The following is a 19,158-nucleotide window of genomic DNA, read 5'->3' as shown; positions in this document are numbered from 1 at the left end:
GAACGTGCAGAAACTCCCCGTAAAACTGGAGCATGATGGCGGATGGGTTGTCAGCAGCGTCGGTCTCGACGGGGAGGCGCTCTCGATCGGCGCACCGCTCGGAAGGGAGATCCCGTACAAGTCCATCGTCGACGTCCAGGAGAGGAAGAGCCTGCTCAGCGTCACCCTCAAGGACGGGACGACGCTGAAGATCGCCTCCGTGGAGAAGGTGCTCCAGATCCTGAAGCGCAGGATCACCGTCTCCTGCAGTGCATACCGGCTGATGGCGTACTTCATGTCGCCGGCGATACGGGGCGGCGTCCTCGTCACGAACGCACGCTGGGAGAAAGGGGCCGTTGCCGTCTTGAAGTCCGGGATCTGGTTCGTGAGCCAGGAGAAGCAGGTCTGCGTTCCCCTGACCGAAGTGGCATCGATCGAACTGACCCAGCGTGAGGTGCAGGGGAAGCAGACCGACGTCATCAAGCTCGACCATCTGGAGCGGAACGAGGTGATCACGAGTTTCGTGCTCTGCCCGCTCTCAACGCTGCAGGTGCTCTATAACTTCCTCAAAGACGCCACCCGTGAGATGGACATGAGGGGGGACGAGCTCGATCCCCTCTCCGCCCAGGTGGCGATGCTGGTGTACAGCGGCATGGACTCCCATGCGATCGAGAACATGCTCTCGATCTCCCAGAAGCAGCTGGAGGCGGTGTTCGACAGGCTGATCGGTCTGGAGATTGCCCAGGTGGTGTGCGTTCGAAGGGAGGTCCAGCTCACGCCAAAAGGTGTGAGATACATATCAGATGCTGTTAAAAATCCAGATAAGAAATAATTTTTTATATTGAAATTTCGTAAATTATTAATAGTAATTATCAATAATAATTGGATTGGTAGCTATGGGACGGATTCTCATCGTCGACGATACCCTCTTCATGCGGACTCTCCTGAAGAACATCCTCTTCTCAGGCGGCCATACCATCGTCGGAGAGGCGGAGGACGGCGAGGACGCGGTGACGAAGTACAAAGAGCTGAAGCCGGAACTGGTCACCATGGACGTGGTGATGCCCAGGATGAACGGGATCGAGGCGCTGAAGACGATCCGCTCCCTGGACCCCGGCGCCCGCGTGGTGATGTGCACAGCGGTCGGGCAGGAGCAGATGGTCAAGCTGGCCATCAAGAGCGGAGCGAAGGGCTACATCGTAAAACCCTTCCAGGCCCCCAAGGTGCTGGAAGAGGTCAGAGCGGTTCTCGCCTGATGCCCCGCGTGCTTGTCGTGGACGACTCCGTCTTCATGCGGACCATCATCGCGGATATGCTCGGAACAGACGGGAGGCTGGACGTGATCGGGACAGCAATCGACGGGCGGGACGCCCTGAAGAAGATCGAGGCGCTGGAGCCGGATGTGATCACGCTGGACATCGAGATGCCCCGCATGGACGGGCTGGAGGTCCTGCAGAGGCTGGCGGAGACGGGATCGTCTGCAAAAGTGCTGGTGCTCAGCTCGCTGACCCCGCGCGATGCGGAGACGACCGCCCGGGCACTCCGACTGGGGGCGGACGACTTCATGTTCAAACCCAAAGATATCACGCAGACGCGGGGGATCGAGCGGGAGCTCGTCGCAAAGATCTTCAACCTCGTCGATCTTCCCGCACGCGCTCCCGAAGCAGCACCGCTCGATGCGAAGCCTGCCGGGATCGCGGTTGTTGTGGGATCGTCCGCCGGCGGACCGCCCATGCTCGACCGTCTCCTCTCCTCCCTCCCTGCGGCGCTACCCGCCGCCGTGATCGTCACGCAGCACATGCCGCCGGGGTTCACCGCGCCGCTCACCGAACGGTTGCGCCGGATCTCCCCAATGCCCGTGAAAGAGTCGGAGAACGGCGATATTCTGAGGCGCGGGAGTGTCGTGGTGTCACGGGCGGGAGTCCATACGGTAGTCTCCGCGACACTGACAGAAGACGGAGAGAGGGGCGGGCGGATCGTGCACTCCTCCGCCCCGCCGCTGCACTCCGTCCGGCCGGCCGTGGACGTCACGTTCTCCTCCGCCGCACGCTCCTTCCGAGAGAGGACTCTCTCCATCCTACTCTCCGGGATGGGAAAGGACGGGGGCGACGGCACGGCGACCGTGAAAAGGTGCGGGGGTGTGACGATGGTCTGCGATGCCGCGGACTGCCTGGTCTACGGCATGGCCAGGTCCGCTCTCGAGCGGGGATGCGTGGATCTCGTCGTCCCGTTCAGGAGGATGCACAGAGAGATAGAACGCATCGTGTACGGCATGGGAGGCGCTGCCGCATGACGGATGCGGAGATGTACCGGGAGCTCTACGTGGCGGAGTCCCGCGAAAACCACGAGATCCTGGTGAGGAACCTCCTCGCCCTGGAGAGCGGATCCGGGGAGGGGGACATAGACGAGATCTTCCGCGCCGCCCACAGCATGAAGGGGATGTCCGCCTCCCTGGGATTCGAGGGCATGGAGAGGCTCTGCCATGCGATGGAGGACATCTTCCAGCTCGTCCGCAGCGGCGCCCTGCCTCCGGCAGTCGAGGCGCCGATCGACCTGCTGCTTCGGTGCACCGACCAGATCGAGGCCCTGCTCGACGACATCGAGGGAGGCGGGGACGGCTCCCTGCCGCAGACCCGGGACCTGCTGACCGCACTCGCGGACTTCCTCCAGGCATGCAGGGCGGAAGGGCATGCGCCGCTTCCGGACAACGGAGAAGCGGACGGCCGGGCTCCGAAACAGGCTTTTTCGATCGATGTCCGCCTGGACGCAGGATGCCTGGCGAGGAACCTGCGGGCGATGCTCGTCCTGGAGAACCTCCAGGAGATCGGATGCATCCGGGCCACGACACCCCCCCGCCAGGTGCTCGAGGACGGAGAGTTCGACGGCGGGTTCACGGTGATCCTGGAGAGCGATGCCGGGCGGGAGGCGATCGAGACGGCGGCGAACGGGTCCGAGGTGGCCGAAGTCTCCGTCCTCCCCCTGGACGGGGCTGAACCTGCGGGCGGGTCGCTCACCGCAGCAAACTCCGCCCCGCCGCCCGAACGGACGGACAGGGCCCGCGAGGTGAAGCATATCCGGGTGGACATCGCCCGCCTGGACACCATGATGAACCTCGTCGAGGACCTGGTGATCAACCGCGGGCGGTTGAAGCAGATCGCTTCCCGGTACGAGATCAAGGAGCTCGACGAAGCCCTGAACATGATGGGCCGCTCTGTCGCCGATCTCCAGGCCCTCATGATGAACATCCGCCTGATCCCGCTCACCCATATCTTCAACCGCTTCCCGCGGGTGGTGCGCGACACAGCCCGCCACGAAGGCAAGGAGATCGAGTTCGTCGTCGAGGGCGGGGATACGGAGCTCGATCGGAGCGTCATGGACGGCCTCTCGGATCCGCTCCTGCACCTGATCCGAAACGCGGTGAACCACGGCATCGAGCCACCCGAGGTGAGGGAGACGAAGGGGAAGCCCCGGAAGGGTACGATCCGCCTCTCGGCGCGGAGAGACCGCGACAACGTGATCCTGGAGATCGAGGACGACGGCGCCGGTATCTCGGTGGAGAGGGTGCGGGAGAAGGCCATCGAGAAGGGCATCATCGAGGCCTCCCATGCCCTCACCCGCGAGGAGGCGATCGAGCTCCTCTTCAGGCCCGGATTCAGCACGGCCTCCGCGGTGACCGATATCAGCGGGCGGGGCGTGGGGCTCGACGTCGTGCGGAGCGCAATCGAGTCCCTCAAGGGGACGATCCGGGTCGAATCCGCCGAGGGCATGGGGACGCGATTCGTGCTGATGCTCCCCCCGACGATGGCGATCGTCGATGTGATGATGGTGAGGATCGGGGAGCGGCGCTGCTCCCTGCCCATCCACAACATCGTGGAGGTCGCCAGCCTGAGACCCGAATCCCTCTACCGCATCGGGGGGAGGGAGGCGATCATGGTTCGCGGCGAGGTGCTGCCCCTGCACCGCCTGGAGGACATGTTCGGCAGTTCGGACGGTCGGGACGTGCTGATCATCCTCCAGGATCAGGGCCGCAGGTTCTGCATCCCCGTCTCCGCCGTGGACGGGCAGCAGGAGGTGGTGGTCAAGCCTCTCTCCAGCATCTTCGGCACATGCCGGGGGATAAGCGGGGTCACCATTCCGGGGGACGGGGACGTTGTGCCCATCCTTGACGTGCACACACTGATCGAAGGAGATGCATGATGACGCTGACGAGTAGCCAGCTCGATGCGTTGAACGAACTGGGGAATATCGGTGCTGCCCATGCGGCCACCACCCTGTCGCAGATGCTGAACACGAACATACAGATGACGGTGCCCGAAGTCCGCATGCTGGATATCGGCGACGTTCACCTCCACCTGGGAGACGAGATAGCAGCGCTGGTGGTGTTCCAGATCCAGGGCGAGCTCTCCAGCGGAGGGTTCGTCCTCCTCTGCCTTCCCGGCAGCTCGGCGATCCGGATGACGAACACCTTGCTGGGGATGACCGATCGGGAGCGCGGCCTCTCGGAGATGGACCGCAGCGCCCTCCTGGAGATCGGGAACATCATGGTCTCGTCCTTCCTGGACGCCACTGCGGAGCTCCTCAACATCGTCATGCTTCCATCGCCGCCGAGCCTGGCGATCGACATGCCCCACGCGGCGATGGAGTCCCTTCTGGCAGATCCGGCTGCCGACGTCAACGAGGTGGTGCTCTTCAAAACCGAGCTGACATCGGACGAGCACCGGATCGTCGCGGATCTGATGCTGCTCCCCAACCCCCCCATGCTCTGCGACATCCTGCGGATCCTGGAACGGCTGCTGCAGCCTCCCGCCTGAGGTCCGTTATGGGGGAGGCAGTATGCAGGGATGCGACCGTCGTGGGCATCGGCGAGTACCGGATCGGCTGCACCCCTCTGTCCACCATCGGGCTGGGATCCTGCGTGGCGCTCATCCTGCACGATGAGGTCCGGTCGCTGGGAGGCATGGCGCACGTCATGCTGCCCGCGGCAAACGGGAGACGGGATCGCCCCGGTAAGTACGCCGACAGCGCCCTGGAGGTGCTGCTCTCGGGTCTGCGGGAGCAGGGCTGCAGGAACGGATCGGTCGCGGCCCTCCTGGTGGGCGGATCGACCATGTTCGGGAATTTGTGCGGCGCACTGAACATCGGCGAGAGGAACGTCACAGCGCTCCGGCTTCTCCTGCACGAGCACCGCATCCGCATCCGGGCCGAAGAGACCGGCGGCACCTTCGGGCGCTCGCTCGTATACTATCCGCGCGCGAACGGGAAGGTATGCATTCGAAGGGCGGACGGCACATGCATCGAGCTGTAGCCGTTCTCCTCTGCCTCGTCGTCTGTGCGATCGGGAACGCGCAGGGCGGCATCGTCCAGTTCTCGCCCGGGCTGGACCAGGTCCCCTCGGTGCGGGTGAGCGACATGGTCCTCGGCAGGGACGGCGAATGCTACCTCGCCACAGACAACGGGCTCGCCATCTTCGACGGCTCCTGGCGCACCCTCCACCCGAACCACTCCCGGCGGGGGGAAGGCATCCTGAGCGACCGGGTACTCTCGCTGGAGCGGGACGCGGAAGGGACGCTCTGGATCGGTTACTCGACGGGTCTGCAGTGGTACAACGGCAGCGGATTCACCACTTTCCGGGACCAGCAGCTGCTGAAGAACCTGATCGTCCAGGACATCCTGCGTCAGGACGACGCGATGTGGATCGCCAGCGGGGATGCCGGCCTGCACCGCTACCGCAACGGCACATGGACCTGGTTCAAGCCCCACGGGGAGAGCGGGCTATCCTGCAACCACATATACAGCATGGCGCGGGATCCCGAGAGCGGAGCGGTCTACTTCGCCGGTGGTGAAGCGGGCGTCTTCGTGCTCGAGAACGGGTCCGAACCTGTCCGTTTCCAGCCGCTCCCCGGCAGCTGGATCGGCATCCGCGAACTCCGAAGCGACCCCACGGGCGGCATCCTCCTCTTCAACGGCACGCACGTCTACCACCTGCGGCGGGGGCATTCCCCGACGATCGAGATCCGGGTCGATGCGCTCTTCCCCCGCACGGAGGAGATCCTGGATGTCGCACGCACGCCGGCGGGCGAACTCCTTCTCGCGACCGACAGCGGCATCTTCCTCGCGGTAGAAGGGCAGATACAGTCCCACATCGGCAAACCCGAAGGGCTCTGGGGCAGCCGGGTGAGGAGGCTCTTCCTGGACGGCGAGGGGAGGTGCTGGTTCACGACACCGGCATCGGTTGGCTACATCTACGGCTGGTCCGAGCGATCCCCGCTGATCCCGATTCGACCGCCGGAGGGGGCGGGAGGACCGTCGATGCCCGTGACACCCCCGCCGCACCGCGAACCCGCGGGGGAGGCAGATCGCGGGCAGAATGCCGCCGCGGTCCCGCAACCGCCCGGTGAACCCTTCGGCGGCGTGGAGGCGTGCATCGCTGCCGTCCGCACATGGCTCGAGAACCTCTTCTCATTGTTCCCCTGAAGCGATTGCCAGCCATGCATCGAACAGCCCGGGATCTCCCGGGGTCCACTCCGTTCCCCCCGGCTGCCCGAATATCCGCCCATCCGAGACGGGGACTGCCTCCGCAACCGGGATGGCACCATACAGCCCGAGCGATGGAGGAGCCGTACGGCTGCTCTTCTGTTCCGGGAGTATCCAGGCGAGGATGAGGCAATGGGGAAGAGCGGCAGTACCCCCCCTTCCCCCAGGTGCGAAAGGCCCGGATATGCTGGCAGGGGGCGATTGGCATCGGAAGGGAACGGGCCCGAATCCAGCCAGGACCGATTCCCTGATCGGGATACCGTCTTTGAAAAGGGCCAGATAGCACGGTGCGAGGGGAGGGCGAATCCCTTTTGGATCCGTCAATGCGATGGGCCCGCACCGCATCCCATCCTACCGGGATCCAGCCCAACAGACCCGAATCGTGGTGGATAAAGCGGGACCGATCCCCCGGAATTGCACTGAGACCCCGGCACCGTTTCAGAATCGCCGAAAGAGTCTGCCGTGCCGCGGGATGAAGGCAGGGGGAAGGGCCTGCACGAATCCTCGGTCCCTGGATTCCGCTGTTGCCGGGACGGGGAACGGGGAGAGGGGGCGAGGGGTTCCATCCCGCTCCCAGAACCAGAATGACCGGCCGGAGGCATGTCAGCCGGAATGCCCGATCCGGTTCCGGGAAGGTCGGGGATCGGCGGATGATCGGACCCCGTAGCATCGAAGGCGTGGACTCCGGAAAGAAGGTGGCGGACTGGGGAGGAACCCGGAGAACCTCTGGAAAGCGTCTCCATCGAGGGGATCCGCATACCCGGAGCGGGACATGCGCAATGGCAAGGAGATCCGCCCAGCCCCTGCTCAGTCCTGGAGCGCAATCCTGGGCTCCACCCGGAGGGTCTGCAGGCAGAACTGGTCGATGGAGTCGAGGAGAGCTTTCTTCGCCCTCTTCGCCCTTTTTTCGTCCTCGTGGAAGAAGTCATGGGCGATATACTCGAGCGCGGTCGCGTAGTAGGGGAGAGAGGGCGGCTTCCTCTTCAGGTCCCTTATGAGGCGGAGCGCGTTCTGGTTCTCCCGGGTGAGGAGGGCAAATGCGAGATCCTGCAGCTGGACGAGATACGGAGGCATGCCCTTCGCGATCGCCAGCTTCCGGAAGGTCTCATACGTGGACCGAACAGTGGTCAGCAGCGAGAGCTTCATGCCGTAGTAGATCGGCTCGAGATCCTCCGGATACTGCTGCATCATCTGCTTGACGACACCGGCGGCGCCGATCGCGTCGCGCTCCTCCAGGCGGATGTAGAATGACTCGCGAAGGAAGACCATATCGTCAAAAAAACGCTCCGTGGCGATCTTCAGGAGTTCCAGCCGCATCTCGCGGTTGCCATCCCGGCGGGCCTTCTCCAGCCCCATGTAGAAGAACCGCTTCTCGCTCGGGAACCACTCCAGAGCACAGGATATCATGAGCCAGAAGGCCCGGGTGACCAGCGGATCCGAAACGGCCAGGAGCTCGGGGAGGCGGTGAACGGGCGGGGCCCTCTCCACCAGGAGGAGCATCTGTTCGCGGGCGAGGAGTTCCGACTCGCCCGGACGGGCCCCCGTTCGCCCTCCGCTGCCGGCGATCTCGGAGAGGGAGAGCATGTAGTAGCAGTAGGCAAGAGCGGTTCCGATGGCGGCGTCCGCCTCCGCGTACCGGGAGAGGTAGGGGATGGCATGGGCGTAGTCGCCTGCCTTCATCAGCTGCACGCCCGCGGCGATATCCAGACCCGTTCGGACGGCGGCGTGCTTCCGGCAGCGGAGCGCGTTCGCGATCACCTTCTCGATGAACTCCGGATCGGCGGCACGCCCGCACCCCTCCAGGAGCTTGCCGGAGATCGCATCGATGAACGCATCATAGGAGGCATCATCGATCTCTCCTCCGAGATCGTCGAGAGAGGCGATCACGTAACCGTAGAAGACAGGCAGGTTCGCCTCAACCTTCTTCGCATTCTTCTGGATGTAGGAAACGAACTCTCTCTGCAGAAGGTTCAGTCTCTCCCCGAGGGGCAGATATGAAGACTTCTCCTCCGGCATACCATAGGGTGGTTTGCTTCAGGGTGTATGATAAATTTTCTAATTTACAACGAACACGAAATGCAGGGATTGTTCCGCCTGCCCGGCACGATTCTTGCACCGGCGGGAGGGCAGCCGCATTGCCCTCGTCGGCACGAGGGCCTATTGATCCTCGCCCGGCTCCTTTACATCCCCGGGGCCCTCAGTCGTCCGATGAAACGATGGCGATCATGGCGGGGCTTGCGGCTCGGGGAGGAGGTGTGACGGTCCCGGTTCTGGCGGGAGGGGGATTGATCAGGACCGTCAGCGCCGGTCGGAGCTTCGCATCCCTGATTCTCCGGCCCTATCGTTACCTTTGGGGATGGGGGAGGGGGGCGCATCCCCTTCCCCCTCCCTCCCCGCGAGTCGCGTTGACCTCCTGGCCCGGGAAGAGCGGCACGGAGCCGCCCTCATCCGGTGCACATCCAGAAGTGCGGTCGGGACGTACGGCTGGTCGGGTGCGAACAATTCACAAGAATCTGTCCGTTATCACAACCATCTATCGAGACCGATCTTACGACGGGGACGAAGAGCGATGCCCACTCATCACTTCTTCGCTTCGGAGTAGTAGTACTCGCCCCGCGCTCTCTGCTCGCGATCCAGGAATGAACCCGGCTTGTTGATCCGGGGCCTCCCGCTCCTGTCCCGGCGGAAGGTGATCCCGATCTCGCGGAGGAAGCGATTCATCCCCTCTTCCATCTCGAACGGCCCCAGCGCCTCGCCGGATACACCCGGAGTCCCCGAGAATACCATCATACGTTCGCTGATCATGTCGATCAGGTAGATATCGTGGTCGATGACGAGCACTCCCGCCTTCTTCGCCTCCGCGTGGCTGCGGATCACCCGCGGCAGACGCACCCGCTGCTCCACGTCCAGGTGGGCGCTGGGCTCGTCCAGGATGTAGAGATCCGCGTCCCGCGAGAGGCAGACAGCGATCGAGACGCGCTGCAGTTCGCCGCCCGAGAGCTCGTTCACCGGTTTCTGGAGGATGTACTGCAGGGCGAGCGGCTCGACCACTTCGTGCTGGTAGAATGAGGAGTCGAACCGCTTCGTGATACTCCTCAGCACGAACTCCACGGTGTCGCACGATGTCCCCTTGATATACTGCGGCTTGTAGGAGACCCGGATCGTGCGATCGGGGCTCCCCTCGTCTGCCTTCTCTTCGCCGGCGAGTAGGCGGGCGAACGTGCTCTTCCCGATCCCGTTCGGACCGACCGCGCCGAGCACCTCGCCGGCGCGGATATCCCCCCCCTCCGCGTGGAGGGTGAACGCCCCGTATCGTTTGGTCAGCGCCGGAAATTCGAGCAGCGTCTCCAGCACCGCCTCCCCGCCGTGCATCCTCCGTTCGAACGAGACCCCGTAGTCCCGGAAGCGGATGTTCTCCTCGTGCAGATAGCCCTCCAGGTACTGGTTGATGCCGTTCCGAACGCCTTTGGGCTGGGTGATGATGCCGTAGACCGAGGGTTTGCCGTAACCGATGTGGACCGTGTCGGCAAGCATATCCAGAATGGCGAGATCGTGCTCCACGATGACGATGGGGCGCATGGAGGCGAGTTCCCGGATCAGGTCGGCGGCGACCATCCTCTGGTAGATATCCAGGAAAGGAGTGATTTCGTCCAGGAAGTAGAAGTCCGCGTCCCGTGAGAGGCACGCGGCAAGGGCGATCCTCTGCAGCTCCCCCCCGGAGATCGTGCCGATATCGCGCTCGAGGATGGAGCGGAGGGCGAGGCGATCGATGTACTCCTCGAGCTTCCCCCGCTCGTCGGTGGTGCGCAGCAGCGCGTCCACACTCCCCTGGAAGACCCGGGGGATCTGGTCGATGTACTGCGGCTTCTGCGCCGTTTTTACAGCTCCCTGCGCGACACGCTGCAGGTACTCGAAGAGCGCGGTGCCGGTGTACTCCTTCAGGATCTCCTTCCAGTCCGGTCTCTCCTCCAGCTGCCCCAGGTTGGGCTGGAGCTGACCGGTGAGGATCCTGATGGCGGTGCTCTTGCCGATACCGTTCGCACCCAGGATTCCCGTAACTTTGCCTTCCACCGGGGCAGGCAGCCCGTAGAGGACGAACCCGTTGAGACCGTAGCGGTGTGTCGGGTGCTCCAGCTCCTCGGGGAGCCCGACGATGTCGATCGCCTCGAATGGGCACTTCTTGACGCAGATGCCGCACCCGACACACAATTCCTCGGAAATAACCGCTTTTCCGTGCTCCCCGATCAGGACCGTCTCGTCTCCGGTCCGGACCCGCGGGCAGTAGAGAATGCACTCCGTGCCGCACCGCCTGGGATGACATCGTTCCCGGTGAATGACGGCAATTCGCATGGCACTTCCTCGCGGACAACGGTTCAGAGGTTAAAATAGAGAGGAGTCAGGAGAACGGTCCATGCGATGTACCAGAAGGCGAACGTCATGAAACCCTGATAGAACCAGTCTTTCGTCGTGAGCGTCGTCGGATCGATCCGCAGCGCGATAAAGATATAGCGCTGGACGACGATACCGATGACCAGCAGGATGATGCCGAGGGACGCGTTCGGCTGGAGGGCGGTCGCGGCGTCCGGTTCTCCGCCCAAAAGAAACGAGAGCGCTCCCACCCCCAGCCCGGCAAAACTGGCGACGGCCGTGCGAACGATCCGCTCCCTGTGCGCCTTCTGCTTCTCCAACCCGTCGGGAAGCTCCCCTCCGCCCTTCTTCGCCTCCCCTGTCATCGGATAACCACTAGACTAATTTTTGTTGTGAATCCATATGTAGTTTGGTATACCATGGCAACGTTGCAGGGCATGAGCGGGATGGATCTGGCGGCAATGGTCCAGGAGCTCCGGGCCCTGCTCCCTCTCTGGATCGGGAAGATCTACCAGTTCGACGGGAAGACGCTCGGCATCCGCCTGAACGGCGAAGGGGCCCGGCATCAGCTGCTGGTGGAGGCGGGAAGGCGTGCCCACCTCACGCCGGCGTTCCCCGCGCCTCCGAAGATCCCCCCCGGATTCGCGATGCTCCTGCGGAAGCACCTCTACGGCGGGCGGATCCCGGAGATCGGGCAGGTCGGCATGGAGAGGGTCTTCTACATCGCAGTCCAGAAGAGGGATGCCTGCTACCGCCTCTACCTCGAGCTCTTCGACGAGGGGAACGCGATCCTCTGCACGGAGGATGACACCATCATCAAACCCCTCTGGCACCACCGCTTCCGGGAGCGGGATGTGGTCCCGGGATCGACCTACGCGCTCGAGGGGATAGACTGCACGCAGCGGTCTCCGACCGAATTCGAGGGGCTGCTCCGGCAGTCCGGGCGCGACCTGGTCCGCACCCTCGCCGTGGATTGCATGCTGGGCGGCCCGTACGCCGAAGAGGTCTGCCGCCGTGCGGGAGCGGAGAAGACCGCTCCGGCCGCTGAAGCGGATGCCGGAGCGGTCTTCAGCGCTCTCACCTCTCTGGTGCGGGACGTGAAGCAGGACAGGAGGCCCGTCATCATGGAGAGCGGCTGCTGGCCCATCCCCCTGGGACGCGGTGCGGTCCTCCAGACCTTCGATACGTTCAACCAGGCGCTCGCCGCCTACTACCCCGCCGCACCCGCCGCGAAACCCGAGGCCTCCCCACGGCTCACCCGCGAGGAGGTGATCCGCCGGCAGCAGGAGGCCTCCGTCGCCCGGTTCGAGCAGCGCATCCGGCGTCTGGAGAGGGTGACGGAGCTGATCTACGAGAACTACCCCCGGATCCAGGAGGTGCTCTCCGCCCTGTCCGACGCGCGGAAGACGCGATCCTGGCAGGAGATCGAGAGTCTCCTGAAAAAAAGCGACACGCCTCTCGCCCGCAGGGTGGTGGCGGTGCATCCGGCCGAGAATGCGGTGGAGGTGGACATCGGGGTATCCGTGAAGCTGCCGCTGCACCAGAGCATCGAGGAGACGGTCGGCAGCTACTACGACCAGATCAAGAGACTGCGAAGGAAACGGGAGGGCGCCCTGGCCGCCATGGACCGGGCCCTGCCCGAGAGGCAGAAGCTGGAGAGGAGGGGCGCGCTGACACCGGCAAAACCCCGCTGGTTCCACCGTTTCCGCTGGTTCTACACGAGCGACGGCGTACTCGTGCTCGGCGGGAAGAATGCCGAGCAGAACGAAGAACTGGTGAAGAAGTACATGGAAGGGGGCGATATCTTCGTCCACGCCGACGTTCATGGAGCCAGCGTCGTTATCGTGAAGGGTCGGACGGAGAGGATGGACGAGGCGGCCCAGTTCGCCGCCTCCTTCTCGGGGGCGTGGAAGGCCGGCCACTTCGTAGCGGACGTCTACAGCGCCCGCCCGGACCAGATCAGCAAGACCCCCCCGTCGGGAGAGTATGTCACCCGGGGTTCGTTCATCGTGCGGGGGGAGCGCACCTACTACCGCGATGTGCCCCTGGCAGTCTCGATCGGAGTTCAGCTCACCCCGGAGGCGGCCGTGATTGGCGGGCCTCCAAGCGCCGTCTCCGCACACGCGGACATCCGGGTGCAGCTGGCACCCGGCCCGTTCGGGGAGAATGACACGGCGAAGAAGGTGGTGCGGCTCCTCCGCCAGAAGATCCCCCCGGAGTACGAGCGGGCGATGCGCGGCATCCTCTCCACCGAACGTGTGATGGCATTCGTGCCGCCCGGCGGATCGGAGATCGCGGGGGATCATGAAGAGTGAGTTCCTGGACTTCCGTGGCGATCACGGGGAGATACGTCTGGTGCCCGAGACGCTGGACGACCTCTGGCACCTCGGGCACCTGATCCGCCCCGGGGATCTGGTGTTTGCCACGACGCTCCGCAGCATGGAGGCGGTGACAGACAGGGTGCGGCCGGAGAAGGCGGAGAAGCGCCCCGTCCGCCTGGGCATCCGGGCGGAGAAGGTCGACTTCCAGAGCTACGCCGCAAGGCTGCGGATCGGGGGGGTCATCCAGTTCGGGGTGGACGTCGGTTCCTATCATACGGTGAACCTGGAGGCCGGCCAGGAGATCTCGGTGATCAAGACCTGGACACGGCAGGATCGGGAGCGTATCGAGCGGGCGGTGAAGGCATCCGTCTTCGGAGTGGTGCACATCCTCACCCTCGAAGAGGGTGCTGCGGAGCTCTACCGCATCCGCCAGTACGGGCCCGAGGAGGTGGCGGAGGTGACCATGGGGAGCGGGAAAGGAGGCGGCGCCTACCAGAGGCAGGAGTTCTTCGATACGATCCGCCGCTGGCTTGCCGAGGTCACCGGGCCGATCGTCCTGGCCGGGCCCGGTTTTGTCAAAGAGGATTTCTTGAAATACCTCCGGGACGCCGGCGATCCCGTCGTGGACCGCATCCGCGTCGTGGACACGCGGCGCACCGGGCGGGGAGGGGTGCAGGACGTGATCGGCCAGGGGGCCCTCGAGCGCCTCTCGGGCGACCTCCAGCTCCAGCGGGAGGTGCAGGCGATGGAGGAGCTGCTGATGCGGATCAGCTGCGGGAGGCCCGCTGCCTACGGGCGGGCGGAGGTGCGAGAAGCCACCTCCTATGGCGCCGTCCAGCAGATCCTGGTCGTGGACGACCTCCTGCGGGACCCCGGCATCCGGACACTGATCGAGGAGAGCGAACGGACGGGCGCCCGGGTGGTGATCCTCTCTTCTGCCTTCGATCCGGGGCGTCGATTGACGGCGCTCGGGGGGATCGCCGCCCTGCTTCGGTTCCCGATCGCATGAAGGCGCTGCGGCGCGAGAACCTGCCGCTCCCGCGCTGGACCGGCAACGGGCACCAAATGCCGGAGAGATTGCGGCGTTCTCCCGAGAGGCCCCTCACCTCCGCCGCGCGGGATAACCCGGTCCGCGAATCGGCGGAGATCCCGATCCGTCCTCTTCGCTGCCGCCATGGATCCAGCAGGCCTCAGGCCAGGTTGGGATGCGGCGCGGGCGGGGAGGGTTCGGATGCCTTCAGAACCCCCCATGCCGGGTCATCGCCGGTGCGCGGAGCGCTCTGCCCTGCGTTCAGCATGCGGCGGGAACGTCCGCCCGCCCCGCGGCGATCGCGCACGGTCCGATCGGCATGCAGCGATCAGCCGCCCGACTTCACGTCGATGAGGCGGATGCAATCGCCATCGCGGACATCGTCGTCCTCCGGCACGATCCGCCCGTTCTTGACGACGATGACATCGAGGGGATTGATGCGGAGCTCGCGGAGGACGTCCGCGATCTTCGATTCCCGAATCGGCACCTCGCACGCCCCCCCTCCCGGAAGCTCGACTCTCACCCGTTCATGCCTCCTGCCTTTCGCGCGCTCTCACGCACTGCGCACCGTGCTCCCGCCGGTCCCCCTTGCATCCGGGAGAGATCCGGGGCCGGATCGCGGCCTGCTCCATCCCGCCGCCGCGGAGGGGATCGACGGGGCGGCAGTGCGGGAACCACTGCACCCCCGCTACCGGGAGATTCCCCGGTGCCCCTCCACCCACACCTCTCCCGAGGGCCCGATCTCCTTCTTCCAGATGGGTACGCGTTTCTTCAGCTCGTCGATCGCGTATTCGCAGGCCAGGAACGCCTCGTGGCGGTGCGGGGCCGCTGCCGCGATGAGCACGATCTTCTCGCCCACCGACAGTGTCCCGATGCGGTGGATGACAGAGAGCGAGAGGATCCGGAACCTGTCCATCGCCTCTTCGCGGATCTTCTCCAGCTCCTGTACGGCCACCTCCGGATACGCCTCGAGCACCATCTTCTCGATCCTGTCGCCCCGCACGGTCCCGATGAAGCTGACCACCGCCCCCGCGCGCTCGTCCCGCAGCTCGGAGAGTACCGCGTCGACAGAGAAGTCCTCCTCCCGGATCTCGATCGTTCCTGACGGCATCCCTATCCTCCCGCAACGGGGGGGAAGATCGCGATCTCGTCCCCCTCGCAGAGCGCGGTCTGCAGACCGCCGCAGGTATCGATGTGCCGACGGTTCCGCATGACAATCACGTGGTCTCGGAGCGCTCCCTGCTCGTCGTATAGTTCCTCCTCGAGTCCGGGGTGGAGTGCGGCGAGGCGGTTCAGCAGCACCCCCACGGTCCATCCCTCCGCGATCTCGATCTCCTGATCCCTGCCGATGATCTCGGCAAACCGTGCAAACGCCCTGACTCGGACCATCATCCGTTCTCCCCCCGTCATCGCCGCTTCGGGAAGTCGAAAACTCCTGACCATATCTGTCACCAACCCGATATCAGCCTTCCCCCGCCTCTCCGAATCGCGGCCCTGAAGGTGCAGCGATCCTGTCCGCCTGTTCCGCCAGACCCTATCCCCCCTCCACGATCTCGGCGATCCTCTGCAGGGCCGCTATCGCGTCCTCCCTCTTCAGGTCCCTGTAGTCGGTCTCCAGAAAATGGCGGAACCTCTCCAGGGAGCCGGAATCGATGCGATCTTCGGCGGCACGCAGCACCGCCGCCCAGGTCCGCCGGGGAAAGTAGAGATCCCGGGCTGCCGACAGGAGGGTCTCCGCCTCCCCGGGGTCCAGGACCCCCTGCTCCACCGCCCGCCTCAGATTGTGCCGGATGTTGATCAGCGGCTCCGAGAGCGGGCGGAACGAGAGCGGATCGAAGCTCAGGGCGACTTCGTCGTCCGACTCCACGGCAGCGGAGCGGTAGAGCGCATAGATCTCCCCGACACCCTCCATCCCGAACCCGTCCAGCTCCGCAGCCCGCAGCGCTCCCATGCTGGAGGCCCCGATCACGCGCACCCCGCGGCGGAGCACCGACAGGATCTCGCGGTGCGCCACGGAGCAGTCCTGGAAGAAGACTCCGTCGATGAGCCCGAGGATGCCGGCGCCGTCTCCGGCAGCCCTCAGGATGTCGCCACGCTTCGCCGGCGGGCGGTATTCGGCTGCCGGCAGGATCCGCCGGGCCTCTTCAGGATCCAGACTCGGGCCGAGAAAGACGACGATTCTTGGCTGCACTCCTGCACCTCTCCCCCAGCCTCTCCCCGTCCATCGCATACACCTCAAGACCCGGGACGATCACGCGGACCACGGGGACACCGATCTCCTCCCGTGTCAGGTCCGCCACGATCACTCTCTCGACTCCCCTCTCCTGCAGATGCCGCAGGAGGAGGCGGATGTCCGTCAGGAAATCGTCGCTGTCGAAGGAGGGTATTTCGGAGCAGTCCTTCTCGGTACGGATCTCGAACCAGTGCCGGTTCATCCTCTTCGTCCGCTCGTAGCCGATCTTCTTCCGGATGTCCGCGAGATCGGTATCCTCCCGGGCACCATGGATCTGCGTCAGGCGGCTCTGGGCGACCTCCGTAAGGGCCCGCAGCATGGCGACCCGCGCATTCGTATGGGTTCCCATGCCGATGGTGAGCAGCGCCGGATCCTTCAGGAGGATGTCGTCGGAGACCGCGGCGAATGTCGGGATTCCGATATCGCTGGAGATGTCCCGCAACACGACGGAAACCCCGGCTTTCTCGAACTTCTGCAGGAATTCTGCGATCAGCGGATCGGTGACGTTGCGGACGACGGGGCCCGTATTGCGGCTCACCTCCACGAGCGACCAGGCGTCCCGCTCGATCACCTCCGCAAGACCGTGGAATACTGCCTCTTCGAGAGTGTTTCCCGAGGCGAGGCCGTTGGTGTTGGTGCGGAAGAGGCGGTTGTACCGTGCGGCCAGAGGATGGAACACGGCATGGGCGGGCACCAGGATCTCCTCATCCTGCAGGATGTCGTAGCCTTTCACCCACGGCACCGCCAGATCTGGGTCCGTGCGGGGCGGCAGGATCAGAGCGCTGGGATCCAGGGCATTCTCCGTCCGTGCGACCGCCGAGTACGCGGAGCACTCGAGGAACCGTCCGTCCGCCTCCGCCGAGAACCGCTCGATCCCCTCCATCATCGCCGATATCCGGGCTTCGATGGGGGTCGCTCCCTTGCCGTTGTAGACCGACACCGCACCCTCTTCGGCCGAAGGGCGGATGCTGGAGAATACGGGGATTCCGATCCGATCGAGGCTGGTGATGTCCGCGACGCGGGTGATGCCGGCGCTGGCCATTTTCCCCTCGATGCGCCGTAATGTCTCTTCCGGAGGATATGCACGGTGCGTATCCTCCCTGTATCCTTTCTTGCAGGGCCGCAGGTGCATGGATGTCATCTCGTGCAGTGAAAAGCTGGCGAAGCTGCGTCGGTCTCAGCAGGCTATTCCACATGTATGTTCGGACCTCATTTATACTTACTGGAGACAGGGGATGGGCAGGTTTTGCAGGTAAAGCGCAGCAGAGGCTCCTGGCATGTGCCGATGATCGCAGGACGCCCCCGCCTGCCCGCTCCTGAAGGGTACGGCAGGGGCAGAATACGACCCCCGGTGGCACCCGGGAGTGCGGCGGCCACCCCTCGAACCGCAGAATGAGCCCGAGGACATCCGTGATCGTCCTCGGCAGGCAGGTCTTCGATGCCCCGGTCCCGCGAGAAGCGCCTCGAGAATGGCGGTAAGCTGCAAGCCACAGACAGAACCGAGCAGAACCCGATGGAAATCCCACACGCAGGCAGTCCATCGCTGTCATCCGCACCCATCCCCACGGGATGCGGGACCTTCGTCCGACGGCCGCAGAAGGGACGGCGTTGGAGGAGGATCCGGTACTTACATCAGGGAGCACGACGATTGGGAGGTACCGCTCATCGGGGGGTGGAATTATCATCCACTGCCCGCACCCAACGCGGAGGTATCATGTATGGTTGCAGTTGAGATCGATCGTCCGGGGTGCATCAGCTGCGCTGCCTGCTGGACAACATGCCCCGGCGTGTTCGAGGAGAACCCGCAGGACACGTTCAGCCAGATCAGAGAGGAGTACCGTACCGGTTCCGATATCAGCAGAGGGGATGTCCCGAAGGATCAGGAGGACTGTGTGCGGGAAGCCGCGGATCTCTGTCCGACGCAGGTCATCCGGGTCGAGTAAGTCCCCGCGGCGATGCGGGGAAGAGCGGGGGGGCCGGCCCCGGCCCGACTCTGCACGATCACGGTCATCCGCTGTATGACTGCGGCGTCAGACGCATTCCGGCGGATGCCTGCCGCCTCCGTCACGGCACGGATCGGCATCTCCGTGCGGGGCAGGGGAATCCCGCTCCCCCGTGCCCGAGGCCGTCCGGGTCGCGATCCTCTCTGCGCACGTTCCGGTTCGAAGAAGCACGGGTATAACGCACGGAGGAGAGGGGTGCCACACCTCCCCATCCCACGCTTTCTGCAGGGGGATGTGAAGAACGCCCATGATTCGTCTGCCCTATCGCGCGGAATGCGCGCAACTGCCTTCGACCATAACCTTTAAGTCGAGAATTGATAACGATTAATAATGTAGGATAGGTGGACCATGGCAGACGAGTTCGAGGTGAAACTGGTCGAGCAGGAGACGGTGATCGTTCCGGACCGGAGCTACCGGGAGAACGCCTGGGTGAAGAACTACGAGGAGACCTACCAGAAGTTCATCCAGGATCCGGAGGGGTTCTGGGATGACATAGCGCAGGAGCTGGACTGGTTCGCGCCCTACGAGAGGGTGAAGGACTGGCAGTATCCGCATGCCAGATGGTTCGTGAACGGCAAGCTCAACATCACCCACAACTGCCTGGACCGCCATGCCCTGAACTCCCGGAGGAACAGGGTGGCGCTGATCTGGCGGGGGGAGAACGGGGAGGAGCGGATCTTCACCTACCGC

General features: G+C 64.5%; 19 protein-coding genes. 11 read left to right on the top strand and 8 right to left on the bottom strand.

The features are described from left to right. Positions 1 to 4: 4 nt before the first annotated feature. From QMC96_11225 to QMC96_11195, 7 genes are all read left to right on the top strand, one after another. Positions 5 to 811, top strand: a complete 807-nt coding sequence (locus QMC96_11225; GenBank protein ID MDI6877328.1) for a CheF family chemotaxis protein — start codon at positions 5 to 7, stop codon at positions 809 to 811. A gap of 64 nt (positions 812 to 875) precedes the next feature. Further along, positions 876 to 1,235, top strand: coding sequence for a response regulator (locus tag QMC96_11220; protein ID MDI6877327.1), 360 nt, complete (start codon positions 876 to 878; stop codon positions 1,233 to 1,235). After that, complete coding sequence (locus QMC96_11215; GenBank protein ID MDI6877326.1) at positions 1,235 to 2,272, top strand: chemotaxis protein CheB; 1,038 nt, start codon at positions 1,235 to 1,237, stop codon at positions 2,270 to 2,272. The genes QMC96_11220 and QMC96_11215 overlap by 1 nt, the downstream gene beginning before the upstream one ends. Continuing rightward, a complete protein-coding gene (locus tag QMC96_11210) occupies positions 2,269 to 4,176 on the top strand; it encodes a chemotaxis protein CheA (GenBank protein MDI6877325.1) in 1,908 nt (635 codons plus the stop codon). Before QMC96_11215 ends, QMC96_11210 begins: the two co-directional genes overlap by 4 nt. Continuing rightward, on the top strand, positions 4,176 to 4,790 hold the full coding sequence (locus QMC96_11205) for a chemotaxis protein CheC (GenBank protein MDI6877324.1): 615 nt from the start codon (positions 4,176 to 4,178) through the stop codon (positions 4,788 to 4,790). Before QMC96_11210 ends, QMC96_11205 begins: the two co-directional genes overlap by 1 nt. Positions 4,791 to 4,798: 8 nt before the next feature. Continuing rightward, positions 4,799 to 5,284, top strand: a complete 486-nt coding sequence (locus QMC96_11200) for a chemotaxis protein CheD (GenBank protein MDI6877323.1) — start codon at positions 4,799 to 4,801, stop codon at positions 5,282 to 5,284. Then, positions 5,269 to 6,453, top strand: a complete 1,185-nt coding sequence (locus QMC96_11195; protein ID MDI6877322.1) for a hypothetical protein — start codon at positions 5,269 to 5,271, stop codon at positions 6,451 to 6,453. The genes QMC96_11200 and QMC96_11195 overlap by 16 nt, the downstream gene beginning before the upstream one ends. Before the next feature lie 867 nt (positions 6,454 to 7,320). Here QMC96_11195 and QMC96_11190 read toward each other — a convergent pair. The 3 genes from QMC96_11190 to QMC96_11180 all read right to left on the bottom strand — a co-directional run bounded on the left by QMC96_11190 (position 7,321) and on the right by QMC96_11180 (position 11,246). Next, positions 7,321 to 8,529, bottom strand: a complete 1,209-nt coding sequence (locus QMC96_11190; GenBank protein ID MDI6877321.1) for a hypothetical protein — start codon at positions 8,527 to 8,529, stop codon at positions 7,321 to 7,323. A 564-nt stretch (positions 8,530 to 9,093) separates the two neighbouring features. Further along, complete coding sequence (locus QMC96_11185) at positions 9,094 to 10,863, bottom strand: ribosome biogenesis/translation initiation ATPase RLI (GenBank protein ID MDI6877320.1); 1,770 nt, start codon at positions 10,861 to 10,863, stop codon at positions 9,094 to 9,096. A 23-nt stretch (positions 10,864 to 10,886) separates the two neighbouring features. Beyond that, a complete protein-coding gene (locus tag QMC96_11180) occupies positions 10,887 to 11,246 on the bottom strand; it encodes a hypothetical protein (GenBank protein MDI6877319.1) in 360 nt (119 codons plus the stop codon). A gap of 54 nt (positions 11,247 to 11,300) precedes the next feature. On the opposite strand from QMC96_11180, the gene rqcH reads away from it, so the two are divergent. Further along, the gene (rqcH, locus tag QMC96_11175; GenBank protein MDI6877318.1) at positions 11,301 to 13,196 is read left to right on the top strand and encodes a ribosome rescue protein RqcH; all 1,896 of its coding nucleotides are present in this window, start codon (positions 11,301 to 11,303) and stop codon (positions 13,194 to 13,196) included. Further along, the gene (locus tag QMC96_11170; GenBank protein ID MDI6877317.1) at positions 13,186 to 14,211 is read left to right on the top strand and encodes an mRNA surveillance protein pelota; all 1,026 of its coding nucleotides are present in this window, start codon (positions 13,186 to 13,188) and stop codon (positions 14,209 to 14,211) included. Before rqcH ends, QMC96_11170 begins: the two co-directional genes overlap by 11 nt. A gap of 349 nt (positions 14,212 to 14,560) precedes the next feature. Here the strand turns inward: QMC96_11170 and QMC96_11165 are convergent, their stop codons facing one another. The 5 genes from QMC96_11165 to QMC96_11145 all read right to left on the bottom strand — a co-directional run bounded on the left by QMC96_11165 (position 14,561) and on the right by QMC96_11145 (position 17,597). Next, positions 14,561 to 14,755, bottom strand: coding sequence for a MoaD/ThiS family protein (locus tag QMC96_11165; GenBank protein ID MDI6877316.1), 195 nt, complete (start codon positions 14,753 to 14,755; stop codon positions 14,561 to 14,563). 165 nt (positions 14,756 to 14,920) lie between these two features. Then, on the bottom strand, positions 14,921 to 15,343 hold the full coding sequence (locus tag QMC96_11160) for a molybdenum cofactor biosynthesis protein MoaE (protein ID MDI6877315.1): 423 nt from the start codon (positions 15,341 to 15,343) through the stop codon (positions 14,921 to 14,923). Between the two features lie 2 nt (positions 15,344 to 15,345). Beyond that, positions 15,346 to 15,624: a MoaD family protein gene (locus tag QMC96_11155; protein ID MDI6877314.1), complete on the bottom strand. Its 279-nt coding sequence runs from the start codon at positions 15,622 to 15,624 to the stop codon at positions 15,346 to 15,348. Between the two features lie 142 nt (positions 15,625 to 15,766). Then, positions 15,767 to 16,423 carry a TfuA-related McrA-glycine thioamidation protein gene (locus tag QMC96_11150; protein ID MDI6877313.1) on the bottom strand — a complete coding sequence of 219 codons (657 nt, stop codon included), beginning with the start codon at positions 16,421 to 16,423 and terminating at the stop codon, positions 15,767 to 15,769. Further along, a complete protein-coding gene (locus QMC96_11145) occupies positions 16,377 to 17,597 on the bottom strand; it encodes a YcaO-related McrA-glycine thioamidation protein (GenBank protein MDI6877312.1) in 1,221 nt (406 codons plus the stop codon). The genes QMC96_11150 and QMC96_11145 overlap by 47 nt, the downstream gene beginning before the upstream one ends. Before the next feature lie 586 nt (positions 17,598 to 18,183). On the opposite strand from QMC96_11145, the gene QMC96_11140 reads away from it, so the two are divergent. Both QMC96_11140 and QMC96_11135 read left to right on the top strand, forming a co-directional pair. Continuing rightward, positions 18,184 to 18,408 carry a ferredoxin gene (locus QMC96_11140; protein ID MDI6877311.1) on the top strand — a complete coding sequence of 75 codons (225 nt, stop codon included), beginning with the start codon at positions 18,184 to 18,186 and terminating at the stop codon, positions 18,406 to 18,408. Positions 18,409 to 18,816: 408 nt separating this feature from the next. Beyond that, positions 18,817 to 19,158 (top strand): acetyl-coenzyme A synthetase N-terminal domain-containing protein (locus tag QMC96_11135; protein MDI6877310.1); only part of this gene is annotated, 342 nt, incomplete at its 3' end.

The organism is Methanomicrobiales archaeon, assembly GCA_030019205.1.
Classification (GTDB): domain Archaea; phylum Halobacteriota; class Methanomicrobia; order Methanomicrobiales; family JACTUA01; genus JASEFH01.
This window is presented reverse-complemented; position numbering and strand designations above follow the sequence as displayed.

What these genes read in the sequence shown, in the direction of transcription:
- QMC96_11220 (MDI6877327.1), top strand. Translation starts at nt 876, where the DNA reads ATGGGACGGATTCTCATCGTCGACGATACCCTCTTCATGCGGACTCTC.
- QMC96_11215 (MDI6877326.1), top strand. Translation starts at nt 1,235, where the DNA reads ATGCCCCGCGTGCTTGTCGTGGACGACTCCGTCTTCATGCGGACCATC.
- QMC96_11210 (MDI6877325.1), top strand. Translation starts at nt 2,269, where the DNA reads ATGACGGATGCGGAGATGTACCGGGAGCTCTACGTGGCGGAGTCCCGC.
- QMC96_11205 (MDI6877324.1), top strand. Translation starts at nt 4,176, where the DNA reads ATGACGCTGACGAGTAGCCAGCTCGATGCGTTGAACGAACTGGGGAAT.
- QMC96_11200 (MDI6877323.1), top strand. Translation starts at nt 4,799, where the DNA reads ATGGGGGAGGCAGTATGCAGGGATGCGACCGTCGTGGGCATCGGCGAG.
- QMC96_11195 (MDI6877322.1), top strand. Translation starts at nt 5,269, where the DNA reads ATGCATCGAGCTGTAGCCGTTCTCCTCTGCCTCGTCGTCTGTGCGATC.
- QMC96_11190 (MDI6877321.1), bottom strand. Translation starts at nt 8,529, where the DNA reads ATGCCGGAGGAGAAGTCTTCATATCTGCCCCTCGGGGAGAGACTGAAC.
- QMC96_11185 (MDI6877320.1), bottom strand. Translation starts at nt 10,863, where the DNA reads ATGCGAATTGCCGTCATTCACCGGGAACGATGTCATCCCAGGCGGTGC.
- QMC96_11180 (MDI6877319.1), bottom strand. Translation starts at nt 11,246, where the DNA reads ATGACAGGGGAGGCGAAGAAGGGCGGAGGGGAGCTTCCCGACGGGTTG.
- rqcH (MDI6877318.1), top strand. Translation starts at nt 11,301, where the DNA reads ATGGCAACGTTGCAGGGCATGAGCGGGATGGATCTGGCGGCAATGGTC.
- QMC96_11170 (MDI6877317.1), top strand. Translation starts at nt 13,186, where the DNA reads ATGAAGAGTGAGTTCCTGGACTTCCGTGGCGATCACGGGGAGATACGT.
- QMC96_11160 (MDI6877315.1), bottom strand. Translation starts at nt 15,343, where the DNA reads ATGCCGTCAGGAACGATCGAGATCCGGGAGGAGGACTTCTCTGTCGAC.
- QMC96_11155 (MDI6877314.1), bottom strand. Translation starts at nt 15,624, where the DNA reads ATGATGGTCCGAGTCAGGGCGTTTGCACGGTTTGCCGAGATCATCGGC.
- QMC96_11145 (MDI6877312.1), bottom strand. Translation starts at nt 17,597, where the DNA reads ATGCACCTGCGGCCCTGCAAGAAAGGATACAGGGAGGATACGCACCGT.
- QMC96_11140 (MDI6877311.1), top strand. Translation starts at nt 18,184, where the DNA reads ATGGTTGCAGTTGAGATCGATCGTCCGGGGTGCATCAGCTGCGCTGCC.